Origin of the sequence: Dokdonella sp. (assembly GCF_035703485.1) — a bacterium.
GTDB lineage: Bacteria > Pseudomonadota > Gammaproteobacteria > Xanthomonadales > Rhodanobacteraceae > Dokdonella.
In genome coordinates, this window is the sequence record NZ_DASSYD010000010.1 from 16,726 (window position 1) to 33,748 (window position 17,023).

The window sequence follows — 17,023 nt, forward strand, 5'->3', positions numbered from 1 at the left end:
GCAGGAAGTCCTATGGCAACACGTTCGTCCACGCCTCGCTGGCAAATTTGTCGACCGCCAACTTCCGGGCGCGATCAAGCTCGTCTGGCGTCAGTTGATCCTCCGTCAAACGGTACTTGAGACGGAACGTCTCGATCATGCGTTCGATGATGGTCTCGCGTGACAGACCGGTCTGGCTGCGCAACGGGTCCACACGCTTGGCCGCACTGATCGTGCCCTTGTCGGAAAGCTTCTCGCGACCGATGCGCAGCACATCGAGCATCTTGCTGCTGTCGATGTCGTAGGCCATGGTCACATGATGAAGCACGGCTTTGCCGCGACGCGCTTGTGCGGCACCGGCGATCTTGCCATCGGGCGAGGTGATGTCGTTGAGGGGCTGGTAGCTGGCGCGAATGCCGAGTACCGCCAGCGCATCGATCACCCAGGTATCCATGAGCTGATATGCCTGTGGAATCGACATCCCTTCGACCATCGAAATCGGTGCGTAGATCGAATAGGTGATCGTGTTGCCGGGCTCGATAAACATCGCCCCACCACCGCTGATCCGGCGTACCACTTCGATGCCATGACGAACTGCGGCGGTGCTATCAACTTCATTGCGCAACGACTGGAAGCGCCCGATCACCACCGCCGAGCTCGCCCATTCCCATACACGCAGCGTGGGCTTGCGGCGCCCTTCACTCACTTCGGTGGTGAGCACGTCGTCCAGCGCCATATGCATGGTTGGCGACTGTGCCGGCGCATGAATCAGCTGCCAGTCGTAGTCGTGCCAGAAGGTCTGGGTCATTGTCCGGCGCCCGCGTCAACGGCACGCCGAACGGCAATCGCAACGCCCTCCGCGCTGATCCCGTAGAGCATGACATCGTCATCGAGGGCGGCCTCGATGGCGCTGGCCAGTGCATCCTGCGATGAATCAATCGGCAGACCGTTCAACGCCGCATCGATCACATCCAGCGCCGAATCGGGCTCCAGAAAAAAATCGCCACTGACACGAACCTCGGCCAGGCGACCGTTGACCTCGGAACAATCGACCACGACCAGCTTGCCGCCTGGAATCTTGTATTCACCGTGCATGCGACGAAATCCCCTGACGAGGCCAGTAGTGTACTGGTTCGGCGCAGTGTCCAGAACAGGGCCGGGAGAAGAAAGCCGAATCAACGAGTCATTGCCATTTCCAGCAACGCCTCGCGGATCACGACCGCCTGATTCTCGGTTTCACTTTTTGCTCCATAGACCAGCGTCATGCGCGTGCCTGTGGCCGCGTCAAGCAACTCCCTGAGTCGCGCAACCTGCTGCGCTTCATCCAGATGTGCCCGAAAGCGTTGCCGGAACTCCAGCCAGCGCTCGGGCTTGTGGCCGAACCATTTGATCAGTTCGGCCTCGGGGGCGAGATCTTTCGCCCATTCGTCGAGTTTGAGTGATTCCCTGCTGCGCCCGCGCGGCCAGAAGTGATCGACGAGAACGCGATAACCATCGTCCGCCCCGGGCTCTTCGTAAGCGCGTTGCAGGCGGATCTCGACAGGTGCTGGTTTTGTCTTGCTGCTCATGTCGAACCCTCGTTGTCTTTACTCAGAACCTTGCGCACCTGACGGCGCAGATTCGGCAGCAACTCCCCTTCGAACCATGGGTTGCGCAGGAACCAGGCGACATTGCGTGGCGAGGGATGTGGCAGCGGGATCATCGCAGGCGCAAATTGCGCATGGGCAGCGACGGTCCTGCCGACGCCGCCGGCTGCGGCCTTGCCGAGAAAGTGGCGTTGCGCGTATTGGCCAATCAGCAGGGTCAGCTCTATGTCCGGCAGACTGGCTAGCAGCCGATCAAGCCAGATTTCGGCGCACTCCTTGCGTGGTGGCAGATCGCCGCTGGCAGCCTTGCCCGGATAGCAGTAGCCCATCGGAATGATCGCGATCTGCTGCGGATCGTAGAAGGTCGGTTTGTCGACGCCGATCCAGTCGCGCAGGCGTTCACCGCTAGGGTCATCCCATGGAATGCCGCTGGCATGGACGCGCGCACCAGGAGCTTGGCCGACGATCAGCAAGCGGGCGTTTGCACCGGCTTGCACAATCGGACGTGGCCCATGCGCAAGATGGGCGGCACAGACGCGGCAAGCGCGGACCGCTTTGAGTAGGGTGTCGAGGTCTTCGGTGCTCATGATGACTGGCTGCACGGTGGGCGTGCCATGTACAAGAATGGGGCCGCGACTCCATTATTTACAGTGGCTGCAGGATATTTCCTGAAATCCTTGTCGCATTGCGACTTGCGTCGGGCAGGATCGACCAGGTATCGGACCGATTGCTGCGAACCTTCGACAGGACACGCGCACATCTGCCTCATCGAAGCCGGAATTGAACCGTCCGGCAAGCTCGATGGTTTCAGTCGGAACCAGTTTCAGCTATCCTGTCCGGCTGCATCGACGCAATTTTCCGGACTCGCCGAATCGAATTTCACTCTGGAATTCTCTTTTTCGGCACGCCGCACAGGCAACTGATCGCGGTTGCAGCGCTTGCGAATGCACGATTGAACCCAATCTTTGCGCGACGTCACGGCGCGACCATTATTCAACCCCAAACTGGAGATTCCATGTCCACTGACATTCTCAACGCTCTCGGCTTGTCCAAGTCCAATTCCGGCACCTACCTCGGCCAGGGTGAATGGTCGAAGACCAGCGATGCTGGCGTAATCCAGTCGATCAACCCGGCAACCAATGAGGTGATCGCCGAAGTCCAGGCATCGAGCAAGGCTGACTACGACCTGATCCTGAAGCGCGCCCAGGCGGCATTCGAAATCTGGCGCACGACACCCGCGCCGTTGCGCGGCGAAGCGGTGCGCCTGTGTGGCGAAGCACTGCGCAAGCACAAGGATGCGCTGGGATCGCTGGTCTCGCTGGAGATGGGCAAGATCAAGCCCGAGGGTGACGGCGAAGTGCAGGAGATGATCGACATCGCTGATTTCGCGGTCGGTCAGTCGCGCATGCTTTACGGCTACACCATGCATTCCGAGCGTCCGGGCCACCGCATGTATGAGCAGTGGCATCCGCTTGGCGTGGTCGGCATCATCAGTGCCTTCAATTTCCCGGTTGCGGTGTGGGCGTGGAATGCCATGCTCGCCGCGGCTTGTGGCGACATCTGCATCTGGAAGCCATCGCCCAAGGCGTCGCTGACCTCGATCGCGACCATGAAGATCTGCAACGAGGCCTTGAAGGATGCCGGTTACCCGGATCTGTTCTTCCTGTTCAACGATGCCGGTACCGATCTGGCCAAGGCGTTCGTCGATGACCGTCGCGTCGCGCTGATCAGCTTTACCGGCTCGACCAAGGTCGGTCGCACGGTTGGCGAGCGCGTTGCCAAACGCATGGGCCGCAGCCTGCTTGAACTCGGTGGCAACAACGCCATGATCGTCGACGACACGGCGGATCTGAAGCTGGCTTTGCCGGCCATCGTGTTCGGCGCAGTCGGCACCGCCGGCCAGCGCTGCACCTCGACGCGTCGCCTGTTCGTGCACGAGTCGATTCATGACGAAGTGGTTGCCTCCGTAGTCAAGGCGTACAAGCAGGTCGAAGGCAAGATCGGTGACCCGACTGATGCCAAGACCCTGATGGGTCCGCTCAACAGTCCGGATGCGGTCGAGAACTTCCTCGCCGCCATTGAAAAGGCCAAGGCCACTGGCGGTACCGTGGCGACCGGCGGAGCGAAGAAGGAAGGCAAGGGCAATTTCGTCCTGCCGACCGTCATTACCGGTCTCAAGAACAGCGACGAAGTCGTGCAGACCGAGACCTTCGCACCGATCCTCTATGTGATGAAGTTCAAGACACTCGACGAGGCGTTCGCCATGCACAACGACGTGCCACAAGGCCTGTCGTCGGCGATCTTCACGCAGAACGTCAAGCACGCCGAGCGCTTCCTGTCCTCGGTCGGCTCGGACTGCGGCATCGCCAACGTCAATATCGGCACCTCGGGTGCGGAGATCGGCGGTGCATTTGGTGGCGAGAAGGAAACCGGTGGTGGTCGCGAATCCGGATCGGATGCGTGGAAGGTCTACATGCGCCGCCAGACCAACACGATCAACTACTCCGACGAACTGCCGCTGGCCCAGGGTATCAAGTTCGAGTTCTGATCCAGCTCGGGTATCGGCGTTGCAACGAAACCGGTCGCCTTGGCGGCCGGCTTTTTTCTGCCCGTGATTGCGCCTGCGCAAGCAGACAGGGAGGCTGCGGGTCGCTGCGAGGGGCATGACTTGCGGGTCATTTGCGCCGGATTCGGCACGCCTATAATTCGCCCCAGGCCAGGCCAGCCCACGATAATACCCTGCCTGCTCGCCGCGGCGCGCCTTGTCGAGTCCTTCTGCAACAGTCTGCGGAGAAGATCATGCGCAATGTATTGTCGATCGCTTTTTTCCTCGCTGCCGCCTCATCCCTCGCCTCGGCCAGGGACGCCGATCATGCCGCTTAAATCGAGCGCGGCCGCTATGTCGTTCAAATCAGTGGATGCAACGATTGCCACACCGCCGGTTACGCTGGCAGCGGTGGCAAGATTGTCGAGTCCGAGTGGCTCAAGGGCGATACGCTCGGCTATTCGGGCCCATGGGGCACCACCTATCCGAGCAACCTGCGCCTGCGCCTGGCCGAAATGGATCTGCCCGCGTGGAAATCGTTTGCCCGCAGTGTCGTGCTGCGCCCGCCGATGCCGTACTGGGCGCTGAACAGAATGAGCGATGATGACCTTGAGGCGGTCTGGGCATTTACGCGCTCACTCGGCAAAGCCGGCGTGCCCGCGCCGACGGCCTTGCCTCCGGGTGTCGAAGCTCCGCTGCCTGCGTTTACGCTGCATCTGCCACCCGCACCGCCTGCAGTGAAGTAGAACCTGCTGCACGACGCAGAGACTTGTTGACCGAGGCAGCGCTGGCTGCCTCGTTGCGGGCACGCCGGATCTTTTGCGTTTCGAACGAACGGCATCGAAGCAGCGATAACCTCCGGCATCGCCAGCCGCGCCGGGTTCCCATGGATTCTTCCTCACTGTGCCGCGGGTTCCGCCGGTCGGCTTCATGCCCCTATCCCCCCGCTTCATCAACCTCCTTGCAGCATCCTCGTTGACGGTTCCGCACCGCACCGTAAACTGGCAGCCCGGAGGAACTCATGAATCAACCTGTACGTACCAGCGGCACCGCGATTACCAGCCTTGTTTTCGGCATCCTCAGCTGGGTCCTCGTGCCTTTCATCGGCGCACTTGTTGCGGTGATCTGCGGCCATGTCGCGCGCGGCGAGATCCGCCGCATGCCACCTGGCACGATCGATGGCGATGGCATGGCGATTGCCGGATTGATCCTCGGTTACGCCCAACTGGCCTTGTGCGTGCTTGGCGTCCTTTTCCTGATTGGCATTCTCTTTCTCGGTTTCGGCTTGGCCGGTTGGCATTGATCGATGTACAACCTCGCCCGATCGCTACTGTTCTGCCTTGATGCCGAACGTGCGCATGACATTTCGCTGACAGCGATTGAAACCGCGTACCGGACCGGCTTGAATCCGCTGCTCGCAACGCGGCCCAAGCCGTTGAAGACCTCGGCATTCGGCATTGAATTCCCGAACCCGGTCGGCCTCGCTGCTGGCCTCGACAAGAACGCCGCGCACATTGACGCGCTGGCGTCGCTCGGTTTCGGCTTTATCGAGGTCGGCACGACGACACCACGGGCGCAGCCCGGTAATCCGAAGCCGCGCATGTTCCGCCTGCCCGAGCACGATGCCGTCATCAACCGACTGGGTTTCAACAACGGCGGTGTCGATGCGCTGGTGGCGAATGCCGAGCGCGCGCGTTTCGATGGCGTACTCGGAATCAATATTGGCAAGAACAAGGACACGCCGAACGAGAAGGCAATCGACGACTATCTGTTTTGCCTCGAGCGCGTCTACGCGCGCGCCAACTATGTCACGGTCAATATCTCCTCGCCGAATACCCGGGGACTGCGCGATCTGCAGGAAGAGGAAACCCTGCGTCGCTTCATTGGCGAGATCTGTGCAGCCGGCGAACGGCATGCGGCAAAGCATGGAAAGCGCAAACCGATCCTGCTCAAGATCGCACCCGACCTAGGCGAAACCGAACTCGATTCAATCGCCGACGTACTGCTGGCGAGTTCCATCGATGGCTTGATCTGCACGAACACAACCATTGACCGCAATGCCGTGGCAGGGCATCGCCACGCCAATGAAGCAGGCGGATTGTCGGGAAAACCGGTATTCGAAAAATCAACAGAAGTGCTGCGTGGCATGGCCGAACGGCTTGATGGCAAGCTGCCACTGGTCGGCGTCGGCGGCATTTTCAGCGGTGCCGATGCCGCCACCAAAATCGAGGCCGGTGCCCGTCTTGTGCAGTTTTACACCGGCATGGTCTATCGCGGTCCGGCATTGATCGGCGAATCGGTTGATGCGATTCGCGCCCTGCCCGCGCGGAAAGCGGCGTGAGCGAAAAGCGCTACCAGGTCCCCTCAGCCATCGCTGAAGGTGTCGGCTACACGATTGTCGAAAATGCTTCGCTGGAAGGTCGCAATACCTTTCGAGTGCCAGCTCGCGCGAACCTGCTTGTCGATGTGCGCAAGACCGACGCCCTGGCCGAACTGTTTGGCTTTGCCATGATCAGGAATGGCCCGCTGCTGGTCCTCGGCGAAGGCAGCAATATCCTGTTTACACGCGACTGGCCGGGGGTCGTCCTTTCAATGGCCGCCCTTGGCATCAACATTCTTGAAGATGACGGAAACGCCGTCCGCGTGCGCGTCGAAGCGGGTGAAAACTGGAACGATTTCGTACGCTGGTCGTTGGCGCGCGGTTTGCGCGGCCTCGAAAACCTCATCCTGATTCCGGGCACGGTCGGCGCTGCACCGATCCAGAATATCGGTGCCTATGGCACGGAGGTGCGCGAATTTATCGATGTCGTTGAAGCCTGGGATCGCCAATCCGATCAGCTGATACGCCTGAACAACGCCGAGTGTGCATTCGCCTATCGGGATTCGCTGTTCAAGCACGAGCGCGACCGGTACATCGTCACCGCCGTCGAATTCCTGCTGCCACGCCAGCGCGAGCTGCAGATCGACTACGCGGGCGTTCGTGAGGAGCTCGACAGCCTGGGTGTGGATATACCAACCGCCTCCAGTGTCGCCGAAGCGATCTCGCGATTGCGAACGCGCAAGTTGCCCAATCCGGCCGTGGTCGGCAACGCCGGCAGTTTTTTCAAAAACCCGCTGGTCGAACAGGAACTTGCCGACAGGTTACGCCGCGAAAACCCGTCGATGCCGGCCTGGAAAAGCGAAGATTCGCTCACGAAACTTTCGGCGGCATGGCTGATTGAATCCTGCAATTTCAAAGGCTTGCAGCAAGGACATGCAGCGGTTTCGGAACAACATGCTCTGGTGTTGATCAATCGTGGCAAGGCCACGGGCAGCGAGATCTGGTCACTGGCCGAGTGCATTCGAAAAGCCGTACTGGAACGCTTCGGCGTCCTCCTCGAGCCCGAGCCACTGGTGCTGTAGCAGCGACCGGAACATTTACTCGCTCGAACCGCCAAACGGCGTAAAGCCATTGATTTCACGGGAGATCCGTCACATTCGGCAAGACTGGTTTGTGATGAACTGGCATCTGCTTTCACGCCCGAATCCGTGAATTGAGGGCGCAAGCAGTTCCAGATTGCCTAAAACGTCACTCGGAGTTCATTCCATGGCCGCTGCCCCTGCCAGTATCGCCTTCATCGCCTCGCGTCGTCGTTTGTTCAACGCCTTGTTCAGCAGTGCCGGAGTCGAGGATATTGATCCGGGCCTCTCCAAGCGCCGCCCTGGGCGCAATGGCTTTCTGCCCAAGGACCTGCCGCAAAGCCCCGCCGCGTTGAGTTTTCCACCCGCACCGGTGCGTTGGCTGACACGCTGCACGTTTGGCTATACCTATGCCGAACTGAGCGCTTTCAATGCTTTGGGTGGCAACGACAACGCGCGCTGGACTGCCTGGGTCAATCGCCAGCTCGATCCGGCTCTGATCAATGACAGCACCTGCGATGCGCGCGTCGCCAGCGCGGGTTTCGTCACCTTGAACAAGACGCCCAATCAGCTCTGGACTGATCATCATTCGGTGACCAACGACTATTCGCTGCGCATGAAGCCGATCGCCGAAACCGAGAGCATGACGGTGATCCGGCAGACCTACAGCCAGCGCCAGTTGTTCGAAGTCATGGTCGATTTCTGGCACGACCATTTCAGTGTGTTTGGTTGGGATTACGACGGCGGACCGATGTTTCCAGCCTTTGATCGGCTGGCGATAAGACCGTTTGTATTCGGCAATTTCCGCACGATGCTTGAGGAAGTGGGCAAATCGGCCTCGATGATGTACATGCTTGATCTGTACTCGAGTGAGGCCGGGCATCCGAACGAGAACTACGCACGTGAACTGTTCGAGTTGCACACCATGGGCGCCGAGAACTACGGCGGTATCGTCCAAGATCCCGACAACCCACCTGCAATCGATGAGCTTGGCTATTTCTACTCCCCAGTCGACGGCAAGAAAGAGCGCCTCAAGTATGTCGACGACGACGTGTACGAAGCTGCGCGCGCGCTGACCGGCTGGACAATTTCCGGATCGACGTGGCCATACGATCCGATCAACGGCAGACCACTCGGCGAGTTTGCCTACAATTCAACGGCCCACGACCAAGGCGTCAAGCGCATTCTTGCCCGCTATTTTCCCGCCTCGCAGGGACAAACCGACGGCGAGAACCTGTTCGACATGCTCGCTCGCCATCCGCGCACCGCGCGCCATGTGGTCACCAAGATTTGCAAGCGCTTTGTCGGCAGCAATCCTTCCTCCACATTGATTGACAGCGCCACGGCAACATTCATCCAGGCCTCGGACGATAACGACCAGATTGCCCAGGTGCTCAGAGCAATCCTGCAATCAAACGAGTTCAAAACCAGCTGGGGCACCGGCATGAAACGTCCTGCGCTCAGCGCTGTCAGCGCATTGCGCGGGACCGGTGCGGATTTCACGCCGAAACCCGACTACAACAGCAGCATCTACACACCCACCGAGGAATTCATGGGTCGTCTGCAGGCGGCCGGCCACAAGCTGTTCTACTGGCCGGCGCCGAACGGCTATCCCGATGATCCGGTAGCCTGGTCAAGCACGGGCACACTCGGCATGACCCTGCGCATGCTGCCGCGCCTGCTCGAGATGCACCAGACCGAGAGCTACAACAGCTCCCATCCGTTCCTGATCGACATCCAGGGTCAGACGATATCCGCACTGGGTTCGAATCTGCTGAGCTCCACGAATGTCATCGGCTATTGGTGCGATCGCATCCTCGGCTACCGTCCTGAACCGGTTCGTACGGTCGCCGTAGATTTCTTCCGCCAGAACGTGGCCGCCGATGCGCTCATTGATCTCAGCACGAATAACTGGAAAAAGTCCAACCTGTCCGAGCATTACACCCAAACCCGCCTGCGCACCGCTGTCAGTCTGATCCTGTGCAGCCCCGAATTCCTGCGCCGCTGAGGAGCACCGAGATGACCCATATTGATCGACGCGATTTCCTCAAGACCTGCACCGTTGCGACGCTCGCCGCCGGAACCAGCAGCCAGGCCCTCGCTTACTTCGCACCAACCGATTTCGCACCTGCCGCGGCGACCAACGACACACTCGTGGTGGTTTTCCTGCGCGGCGCGATGGATGGACTGAGCCTTTTGCCGCCGGGTGCGAGCAGCCCGCATCGCGCGGATTACGAGTCTGCCCGAAACAATACGCGTATTCCGGTTTCCGGAAATGGTGCCGCACTGTCCCTCAACGGCACAAACTGGGCACTGCACCCTCGTGCCAGCGGATTGCGCGCACTTTACAACGCCAATCATCTGGCTTTCATCGTCGCCGCCGGCCAGGCCCAGCCGGAGCCGGTCATCCGCAGCCACTTCGATGCTCAGGCCAATCTCGAGTTCGGCTTTGGTGGCGGCACCGGCAACAACGTCGGCTGGCTAACCCGGCATCTGGCCAGTGGCGGACTGCCCTCCGTCGTGCCGTTGCCGGCTACTTCGCTGGGCAATATCACCGCCAGCAGCCTGCTCGGTTCATCGGATGCAATCACGATGAACAGCGCGTCGGATTTCCGTCTCGATGGATTCAATGGGTCGTGGGAAGATGATGATCCGGCCTATGGCCTGGTTGGTGCGGTCTCACGCATGCACGATCTGTGGAACAGCAATGCCACCCAGCTCGAAAGCGCCGGCGTCGAGACCCTCGCTTCGCTCGATCTGTTGCGTCCGATCAATTTCGGTCTGTACAACGCGGGCAGCAACCCAGGGGGCTATCAACCATCTGGCGGTGCCAACTACAGCCTGAACTACAACAGCAGCTTTGGCAGTCAGTTGCGCAATATCGCCCAGTTGATCAAAAGCGATCTTGGCATGCGTGTGGCCACCATCGACCTCGGCGGCTGGGACACTCATGTCGGCCAGGGCAATCCGACCAACAGTTACGATTACTTCGGCAACCAGGTCGAAAGCCTTTCGCAAGGGCTGAGCGCGTTCTACACCGACCTGGCCAACAGTTCATCCGGCAACCTCATGCAGAGGACGAGCTTGATCGTGGTCAGCGAGTTCGGGCGGCGGGTGGTTGAAAATGCCGATAGCGGCACCGATCACGGCTATGGCAACGTGATGTTGGCGCTCGGCGGCTCAGTCAATGGCGGCCAGATTTATGGCAATTTCCCGGGTCTGGCCAATGCAGATCTCTATCAGGGCACCGATGTCGCGGTCACCACCGACTACCGGCGCATCATCTCCGAAGCCCTGATCCGGCGCATGGCCAACCCCAACATCTACTACGTCTTCCCAGGCTACTCGGGATACACGCCAATGGGCATCTTCCAGGGCCCCGACCTGCTCCCGACAGGCTACGACTCGCTATTTGCGAGTGGCTTTGAGTAGAAGGAGCGGGAGTCGGGAGTGGGGAGTGGAAGGAGCGAAACGCGGCTTTCTCGCCAAGGTGCAGGAGCGCCTTCAAGCGCGAGTTGTAACGCCATACCAGCGAGTTGCCTCGCCCGTGAACGAGCTCCTACAGAAAGCGGGTTGCGGACTACGGGTTGCGGGATCGCGAGCTTTTGATTTCCGACTCCCTATTTCCCAATCCCCACTCCCGGCCTTTCAGGCCTCCCCACACTCGAAATGCAGCAAATTTCCGCCTTCGGCCACGTGTGACTGGCCGAGGCTGATGGTGCCGCTGCGGCGCAGGGGGTAGACATCGCGGTGGACGAGAAACTCCTCGTTGCCGATTTTGACCCAGGTGCCATTGGTCGAGCGATCGGTGAGGATGAAATGTCCCTTCTTCCACTCGATCATGGCGTGGTCGCGTGATACCCAATCGGACTCGATCGTCAGGGTGTGGCTTTCCTCACGACCGAGGGTGAACGGGTCGGACAACTCGTCGATATGGAATTCGCGATCAAGAAAACGCAGATTGAGGACAACGCGCTGGGTCTTGGTGAACTGGACGACGCGCTGCACGGTGGTGACGTGGGAAATATCTTCCTGCCACATGACATCGACAATCTCGATCGGCAGCAGCTTTCCGGCAACGCGAGCCGTACCGATCGAGCGCACACGGACACCGGCCGTGTTGGTGATCTTGAGTGAGGTGCTTGCCGTGGCCACGATCTGGTCACGCTTGGCGATTGCAGCCATGCGCGCGGCAACATTGACCGCGTCACCAAACACATCGTTTTCCTCGACCAGAGCTTCGCCATGATGCAGGCCGATACGGATGCCGATGTTGTCCTGCACGAAGGCGACGTCGGATTTCATGCGTCGCTGCATGTCGGTAGACGCGAGCAGGCCCTGGACAGCACCTGGAAACGTGCACATGATTTCGTCGCCGATCGTCTTGATCAGCTTGCCACCATGACGATGGGCCACTTCGGTCAATGCATTGAGTACCGCTGCAATGATGTCACGTGCCGCGACATTGCCGCGCAGTTCGAACAGCTTGGTGCTGCCGGAAACATCAGCGAAAAGGATGGTCAGCGTGGAATTCTTACTCATTGCGTTGGATCATAAGTCATTCAGTGAACAGGCTCCAGATCAGCGGCAGCCGTGACAATATCAGAATCCGCAGGCAGCACGGCCAGAGCTGCTCCCGCCAGCGGCGTGAAGGTATCGGCACCGACCACGCGTTTCAATGGCTTGGAGCCAAAGCCAGCCTCGACGATTGCGGTAATGACTCCCTCGCCGACACCCGCACTGTGGCGCCCTTCGTCAACGACAATGATGCGACGGGCATCACGCGCCTGTTCGGCGATGAACGACTCGTTGAGCGGCACCAGCCAGCGCAGATCGACCACACGCACTTTCCAGCCGTGCTTCACCTCGATCTCACGCGCCGCACGCAGACTCATCGGTATGCCGTTGCCATAGCTGAAAATGACCAGATCATCAGCTTCCTGCGAATACACGCGGCCCTCACCAAGAGCCATCGACTGGTCTGTCGGCGGATACGGAAACAGCCACTGGCCGTCGCCGGCCGCGTACAAATCCTTGGTCATGTACAACGCGATGGGTTCGAGGAAGACGCTGACCCGGCCATCCACCTTGGCCAACGCGGTCAGCGTTCGCAGCATCATCGCCGCATCATCACCGCGGCTCGGACATCCGACGACCAGACCCGGGATATCGCGCAAGGCGGTCATCGAATTGTCGTTGTGGAAATGCCCGCCGAATCCTTTCTGGTAACCAAGGCCGGCAATCCGCACCACCATCGGGTTGCGGTACTGGTCGTTGGAGAAGAACTGCAACGATGCCGCCTCACCGCGAATCTGGTCCGCGGCATTGTGCAGATAGGCCAGGTACTGGATTTCCGGAATCGGCAACAAGCCCATGTTCGCGTAGCCCTGGGCGAGACCAAGAATGGTGGTTTCATCGAGCAGGGTATTGAACACGCGCTTGTTGCGGAATGCCTTGTGCATGCCCTTGGTCACGGTGTAGACACCACCCTTCTGGGCGATATCCTCGCCGAACATCAGGGCTTCCGGATATTTGCAGAACAGGTCGTGCAGCGCCTGGTTGATCTGGATTGCGAGGTGTCTTGGCGGCAGGTTTTCCGGCAGCTTTTGTTCACCGCCGAAGATGTCGAGGCGCTTTTCGAGATAGTCACTGCGCTCGGCTTCAGCCTTGACCCGATCCGGCGAGTACGGCGCCAGCGGTGCAACGATGTCTTCGAGCTTCTCCAGCTTGGGCCGGTGATCGGCATCGTCGGCCGCGGCAAAGCAATTGGCCCGGATCGTCTCGTAACGGGCCAGCAATTCGTCCTTGCCGAGCAGGCCGGATTCAAGCGCAATCGCGGCAGTCCTCAGCAAGGGATCGCCCGCCTCGACGGCGACCAGCTCCTCGATACTGCGCCACTCGATTTCAAAATCGGTACCGGCGTGACCCATGATCCGCGTCGTGCGCAGATGCAGGAAAGTTGGTCGGCGCGTACGCCGGCAATGCTCGACCGCGCGCGCGACATCGGCATAGCCCGCCGCCACATCGAGACCATCGGCATAGAAATAGTCGAGGTCACGTCGCTCACTGAAGTTTCGTTCGATCCAGCCGCCGGGTGATTTCACCGAAATGCCGATGCCGTTGTCTTCGCAGACGAACAGTACCGGCGCAGGCAGCTTCTGGTAGGAGGTCCAGCCCGCCGCGTTGAATGCGGTCTGTGCCGTGGCGTGATTCGACGAGGCATCGCCGAACGAACAGATGGCAATTGAATCATTCGGAATCGGCAGCTCATGGCCGAGTCGCGGAGCCTGCTCGATGGCCAGCGCGGTGCCGAGAGCCTTGGGCAGGTGTGAGGCGATGGTTGAGGTTTGCGGCAAGACCCAAAGCGGCTTTGAACCCCAGACCTTGTGGCGCCCGCCGGAAGCCGGATCATCCTTGCTCGCCGCGAAAGACAAGGCCGAATCCAGGATCGGATCCATGCCCGGCAACTTGCGGAAGCGCTCGGCCATGAACGCACCCGAACGGTAGTGCAGGAACGCCGGGTCGGTGTGCCGGGTCAGCCGCGCAACCAGTGCATTGCCTTCGTGACCGCTTGATCCGATCGTGTAGAAGACCTTGTTGCGCACGCGCAGCACCCGTGCCATCAAGTCCAGATGGCGCGAGATCAGTTGCGATTCAAACAAATCCAGAAATGCCTCGGCGCTGCAAGCGCTGCCAGGCAATACCGCCTCATCCATTGCCGGTGCGGAACGGACCGGTCCATCCCAGTCACGCACATACTCGATAAAGTTCTGATCGCAGATATCGGCACGATTGAGGCCCCGGTGACGGGCCGCAATGGGCGGACGCTGAGCGGAAGTGACAGCAGCCATGGACGGAATCGGGAGTTGGTTAAACCGCTATTGTATCTGTCCGGGCGCGCGCTGCCGAACTCTTTGGGGCATTGCTGGCCCCCAGCAGCGACGACTCACCGCTTCGCCCGGATCTCGGCTTTTCCGGCGGGCACATATTCGCAGGAAGGCACGATGCGCGTAATCATCGGGTAGTCATGCGTCTGGCAGTGCCATTGCAAACCCATCGATTCGATGCCCCCCGGATCCGGCAGCCACTCGATCATGCCGCCATCAACGCCAGAGGCGGCGTCGAAGCTGAGCAGAATCCGTCCGCCGTCACTGATGGTCATGGATTGCAGGCTCTGCCCCTTGTACTTTTCGGGCTCGGGCAAACCCGCCTCGGCATTCGATGCCGGCATGCGCCCTGTGTTCATGTAGCTTTCGGTGATTGCCGCTCTCGCCGAACTGATGGCCGCGATATCGTTGCGAATCGCTGCCGCGGCACGCTCATCGGCGATGGTTTGCTCGACCAGATTGCGGCCCTGCTCGATGCGCGCCTGTTGGTCCGCATCGCTTGCCGCACGCGCACGCGACTCCTCGGCATCGCGATACGAATAGAACGCGAACAAGGCCGCGATGACGCCAACAAACGAGGCGATCACGGTTATCAGGGCATGGCGCATGTCAATTTCCTGTTGAGACTGATGATTTGCAAAACGATGGAAGCAACATCGCAATCAGAGTCAAAACGCATTGATGCCGGTGACTTCACGTCCAACCACAAGCTGATGCACGGTTTCGGTACCTTCGTAGGTGATCACCGATTCCAGATTCAGCGCGTGTCGGATCGGGCAATGCTCGGTGGTGATGCCGGCGCCGCCGAGGATGTCACGTGCTTCGCGGGCGATATCGATGGCCATCCGGCAGTTGTTCCACTTGGCCAGCGAGACCTGAGTCGGTTGCATGGTGCCTGCATCTTTCAAGCGACCCAGTTGCAAGGACAGCAACTGCGCCGTGGTGATGCGTCGGGCCATGTCGGCCAGCTTGAGCTGGACGGCCTGGCGCGAGGCGATCGGCTGCTTGAACAGGATGCGATTCTTCGAATATTCGAGAACCTCGCTGAAACAGGCGATCGCCGCACCAATCGGACCCCAGGTGATCCCGTAGCGGGCCTGGGTCAGACAGCCGAGCGGACCCTTGAGGCCCTTCACGTTCGGCAAGCGGTTGGCTTCCGGCACACGCACGTTGTCGAAGTACAGAGCCGAGGTGACCGAGGCACGCAGGCTCATCTTCTTGTGGATCTCCTGAGCGGTGTAACCCGGGAAATCCTTCTCGATGACAAAACCCTGGATACCTTCATCGGTCAATGCCCAGACGATCGCGATGTCCGCCAGGTTGCCGTTGGTGATCCACATCTTGGAACCATTGATGATCCAGTCCGAGCCATCTTTCTTCGCATTCGTTTTCATGCTGGCCGGATCGGATCCGCCTTGCGGCTCGGTCAGGCCAAAGCAGCCAATGACCTTGCCTGCGGCCATATCCGGCAACCAGCGCTTGCGCTGCTCTTCAGTACCGTAGGCATAAATCGGATGCATGCACAGCGAGGATTGCACCGAGGCGAAGCTGCGAATACCCGAATCACCGCGCTCCAGCTCCTGGCAGATCAGGCCGTAGCTGACCGCATTCATGCCGGCTCCACCGTATTCGGCCGGCAGACTCGAACCAAGCAGGCCGAGTTCAGCCATTTCCGGAATCAGCTCTTTCGGAAAGATGGCCTTGTCAAAGCAGTCGCCGATGATCGGAATCACGCGCTCATCGGTGAAGCGCGCCACCGTATCCTGCACAGCCTGCTCTTCTTCGGTCAGCAGGGAACGGACATCGTAAAGATCGACGGGATTGAGGGGTGTGGCAGCCATGAGAGGGTTCCGGGAGTGGCAAAGCAGGCTATTGTAGACGTCCACGCGCATTGCGGACACCGCGAAACGCCATCGCACACTTGGCGATGCTCGTGGCGGACCCTATGCTGACGGCCCCGCCAGCCTCCAAATACCCATGCGCATACCCGTTCTCGCCTATCACGCGGTCAATATTTCCGGCAACGACTACGCCAGCAATGATCATGTTGCGTTCGCTGCCGATCTGCGCCAGATCGATGATCTGGGGCTGCGCATCGTGCCCTTGCACTGGGTTGTCGATCAGCTCACCGGAGTCGCCAAGCGTGATCTCGAGGGTTGCGTCGCGCTGACCTGCGACGACGGATCCGACTTTGATTTCCACGATCTGCAGCACCCCGATCACGGCATCCAGCGCAGCCTCTACCACTGCCTGCTCGATTTCATTGCCGAGCGCGGCAGCCAGGCGCAAGCGGATCTGCACTTGACTTCGTTCGTCATCGCCTCACCCGAGGCCAGGGATCAGATCGACAAGGCCTGTCTGATCGGCAAGGGCTGGATGAGCGATGACTGGTGGCAGGCAGCTCTGGATTCCGGCTTGATGGCAATCGAGAACCACAGCTGGGATCACAACCACCCGGCACTATCGATGCCCGGCGTGGACGGCATGCCACGCGGCTCGTTTCTCGACGTCAACAACGAAATTCGTGCACGGCAGGAAATCACCGCGGCCACGCATTTCATCGACAGCCGAATCGCACCCCGCCGAACGCGCATCTTCTGCTATCCGTTCAGCGAGGTGCCTCCTTA

At 60.0% G+C, this 17,023-nt stretch carries 16 protein-coding genes; 8 read left to right on the forward strand and 8 right to left on the reverse strand.

What is annotated here, in order from left to right; translation table 11 throughout:
- Positions 1 to 10: 10 nt before the first annotated feature.
- The 4 genes from VFN25_RS00945 to VFN25_RS00960 form a co-directional block, all read right to left on the reverse strand.
- Positions 11 to 787 (reverse strand): biotin/lipoate A/B protein ligase family protein, encoded by a 777-nt coding sequence (locus VFN25_RS00945; RefSeq protein ID WP_325137842.1) that lies wholly within the window; start codon positions 785 to 787, stop codon positions 11 to 13.
- Complete coding sequence (locus VFN25_RS00950; protein WP_325137844.1) at positions 784 to 1,074, reverse strand: biotin--protein ligase; 291 nt, start codon at positions 1,072 to 1,074, stop codon at positions 784 to 786. Before VFN25_RS00950 ends, VFN25_RS00945 begins: the two co-directional genes overlap by 4 nt.
- 80 nt (positions 1,075 to 1,154) lie before the next feature.
- Positions 1,155 to 1,547, reverse strand: coding sequence for a DUF488 domain-containing protein (locus VFN25_RS00955; protein ID WP_325137846.1), 393 nt, complete (start codon positions 1,545 to 1,547; stop codon positions 1,155 to 1,157).
- Complete coding sequence (locus tag VFN25_RS00960) at positions 1,544 to 2,152, reverse strand: uracil-DNA glycosylase family protein (protein ID WP_325137848.1); 609 nt, start codon at positions 2,150 to 2,152, stop codon at positions 1,544 to 1,546. The genes VFN25_RS00955 and VFN25_RS00960 overlap by 4 nt, the downstream gene beginning before the upstream one ends.
- A 428-nt stretch (positions 2,153 to 2,580) precedes the next feature.
- Here VFN25_RS00960 and VFN25_RS00965 point away from each other — a divergent pair, with 428 nt between their 5' ends.
- The 7 genes from VFN25_RS00965 (at position 2,581) to VFN25_RS00995 (ending at position 10,941) form a co-directional block, all read left to right on the forward strand.
- Complete coding sequence (locus tag VFN25_RS00965) at positions 2,581 to 4,113, forward strand: aldehyde dehydrogenase family protein (protein ID WP_325137850.1); 1,533 nt, start codon at positions 2,581 to 2,583, stop codon at positions 4,111 to 4,113.
- Between the two features lie 590 nt (positions 4,114 to 4,703).
- On the forward strand, positions 4,704 to 4,856 hold the full coding sequence (locus tag VFN25_RS00970; RefSeq protein ID WP_325137852.1) for a hypothetical protein: 153 nt from the start codon (positions 4,704 to 4,706) through the stop codon (positions 4,854 to 4,856).
- Between the two features lie 275 nt (positions 4,857 to 5,131).
- Positions 5,132 to 5,413 (forward strand): DUF4190 domain-containing protein, encoded by a 282-nt coding sequence (locus tag VFN25_RS00975; protein WP_325137854.1) that lies wholly within the window; start codon positions 5,132 to 5,134, stop codon positions 5,411 to 5,413.
- 3 nt (positions 5,414 to 5,416) lie between these two features.
- The gene (locus tag VFN25_RS00980) at positions 5,417 to 6,451 is read left to right on the forward strand and encodes a quinone-dependent dihydroorotate dehydrogenase (protein ID WP_325137856.1); all 1,035 of its coding nucleotides are present in this window, start codon (positions 5,417 to 5,419) and stop codon (positions 6,449 to 6,451) included.
- Complete coding sequence (gene murB, locus VFN25_RS00985) at positions 6,448 to 7,512, forward strand: UDP-N-acetylmuramate dehydrogenase (protein ID WP_325137858.1); 1,065 nt, start codon at positions 6,448 to 6,450, stop codon at positions 7,510 to 7,512. The genes VFN25_RS00980 and murB overlap by 4 nt, the downstream gene beginning before the upstream one ends.
- 184 nt (positions 7,513 to 7,696) lie before the next feature.
- Positions 7,697 to 9,517, forward strand: a complete 1,821-nt coding sequence (locus tag VFN25_RS00990; RefSeq protein ID WP_325137859.1) for a DUF1800 domain-containing protein — start codon at positions 7,697 to 7,699, stop codon at positions 9,515 to 9,517.
- An 11-nt stretch (positions 9,518 to 9,528) separates the two neighbouring features.
- Complete coding sequence (locus tag VFN25_RS00995; protein ID WP_325137862.1) at positions 9,529 to 10,941, forward strand: DUF1501 domain-containing protein; 1,413 nt, start codon at positions 9,529 to 9,531, stop codon at positions 10,939 to 10,941.
- Between the two features lie 216 nt (positions 10,942 to 11,157).
- Here VFN25_RS00995 and VFN25_RS01000 read toward each other — a convergent pair whose 3' ends face one another.
- The 4 genes from VFN25_RS01000 to VFN25_RS01015 form a co-directional block, all read right to left on the reverse strand.
- On the reverse strand, positions 11,158 to 12,051 hold the full coding sequence (locus VFN25_RS01000) for an adenylate/guanylate cyclase domain-containing protein (protein ID WP_325137864.1): 894 nt from the start codon (positions 12,049 to 12,051) through the stop codon (positions 11,158 to 11,160).
- Positions 12,052 to 12,071: 20 nt separating this feature from the next.
- Positions 12,072 to 14,360, reverse strand: a complete 2,289-nt coding sequence (locus VFN25_RS01005) for a thiamine pyrophosphate-dependent enzyme (RefSeq protein ID WP_325137866.1) — start codon at positions 14,358 to 14,360, stop codon at positions 12,072 to 12,074.
- 95 nt (positions 14,361 to 14,455) lie between these two features.
- On the reverse strand, positions 14,456 to 15,004 hold the full coding sequence (locus VFN25_RS01010; RefSeq protein WP_325137868.1) for a pilin: 549 nt from the start codon (positions 15,002 to 15,004) through the stop codon (positions 14,456 to 14,458).
- 60 nt (positions 15,005 to 15,064) lie between these two features.
- Complete coding sequence (locus VFN25_RS01015) at positions 15,065 to 16,237, reverse strand: acyl-CoA dehydrogenase family protein (RefSeq protein WP_325137871.1); 1,173 nt, start codon at positions 16,235 to 16,237, stop codon at positions 15,065 to 15,067.
- A gap of 136 nt (positions 16,238 to 16,373) precedes the next feature.
- On the opposite strand from VFN25_RS01015, the gene VFN25_RS01020 reads away from it, so the two are divergent.
- A partial coding sequence (locus VFN25_RS01020; protein WP_325137873.1) for a polysaccharide deacetylase family protein occupies positions 16,374 to 17,023 on the forward strand: 650 nt, incomplete at its 3' end.

Excerpts from the sequence above, each read along its gene's own strand:
- VFN25_RS00945 (WP_325137842.1), bottom strand. The coding sequence starts at position 787 with ATGACCCAGACCTTCTGGCACGACTACGACTGGCAGCTGATTCATGCG.
- VFN25_RS00950 (WP_325137844.1), bottom strand. The coding sequence starts at position 1,074 with ATGCACGGTGAATACAAGATTCCAGGCGGCAAGCTGGTCGTGGTCGAT.
- VFN25_RS00955 (WP_325137846.1), bottom strand. The coding sequence starts at position 1,547 with ATGAGCAGCAAGACAAAACCAGCACCTGTCGAGATCCGCCTGCAACGC.
- VFN25_RS00960 (WP_325137848.1), bottom strand. The coding sequence starts at position 2,152 with ATGAGCACCGAAGACCTCGACACCCTACTCAAAGCGGTCCGCGCTTGC.
- VFN25_RS00965 (WP_325137850.1), top strand. The coding sequence starts at position 2,581 with ATGTCCACTGACATTCTCAACGCTCTCGGCTTGTCCAAGTCCAATTCC.
- VFN25_RS00970 (WP_325137852.1), top strand. The coding sequence starts at position 4,704 with ATGAGCGATGATGACCTTGAGGCGGTCTGGGCATTTACGCGCTCACTC.
- VFN25_RS00975 (WP_325137854.1), top strand. The coding sequence starts at position 5,132 with ATGAATCAACCTGTACGTACCAGCGGCACCGCGATTACCAGCCTTGTT.
- VFN25_RS00980 (WP_325137856.1), top strand. The coding sequence starts at position 5,417 with ATGTACAACCTCGCCCGATCGCTACTGTTCTGCCTTGATGCCGAACGT.
- VFN25_RS00990 (WP_325137859.1), top strand. The coding sequence starts at position 7,697 with ATGGCCGCTGCCCCTGCCAGTATCGCCTTCATCGCCTCGCGTCGTCGT.
- VFN25_RS00995 (WP_325137862.1), top strand. The coding sequence starts at position 9,529 with ATGACCCATATTGATCGACGCGATTTCCTCAAGACCTGCACCGTTGCG.
- VFN25_RS01000 (WP_325137864.1), bottom strand. The coding sequence starts at position 12,051 with ATGAGTAAGAATTCCACGCTGACCATCCTTTTCGCTGATGTTTCCGGC.
- VFN25_RS01005 (WP_325137866.1), bottom strand. The coding sequence starts at position 14,360 with ATGGCTGCTGTCACTTCCGCTCAGCGTCCGCCCATTGCGGCCCGTCAC.
- VFN25_RS01010 (WP_325137868.1), bottom strand. The coding sequence starts at position 15,004 with ATGCGCCATGCCCTGATAACCGTGATCGCCTCGTTTGTTGGCGTCATC.
- VFN25_RS01015 (WP_325137871.1), bottom strand. The coding sequence starts at position 16,237 with ATGGCTGCCACACCCCTCAATCCCGTCGATCTTTACGATGTCCGTTCC.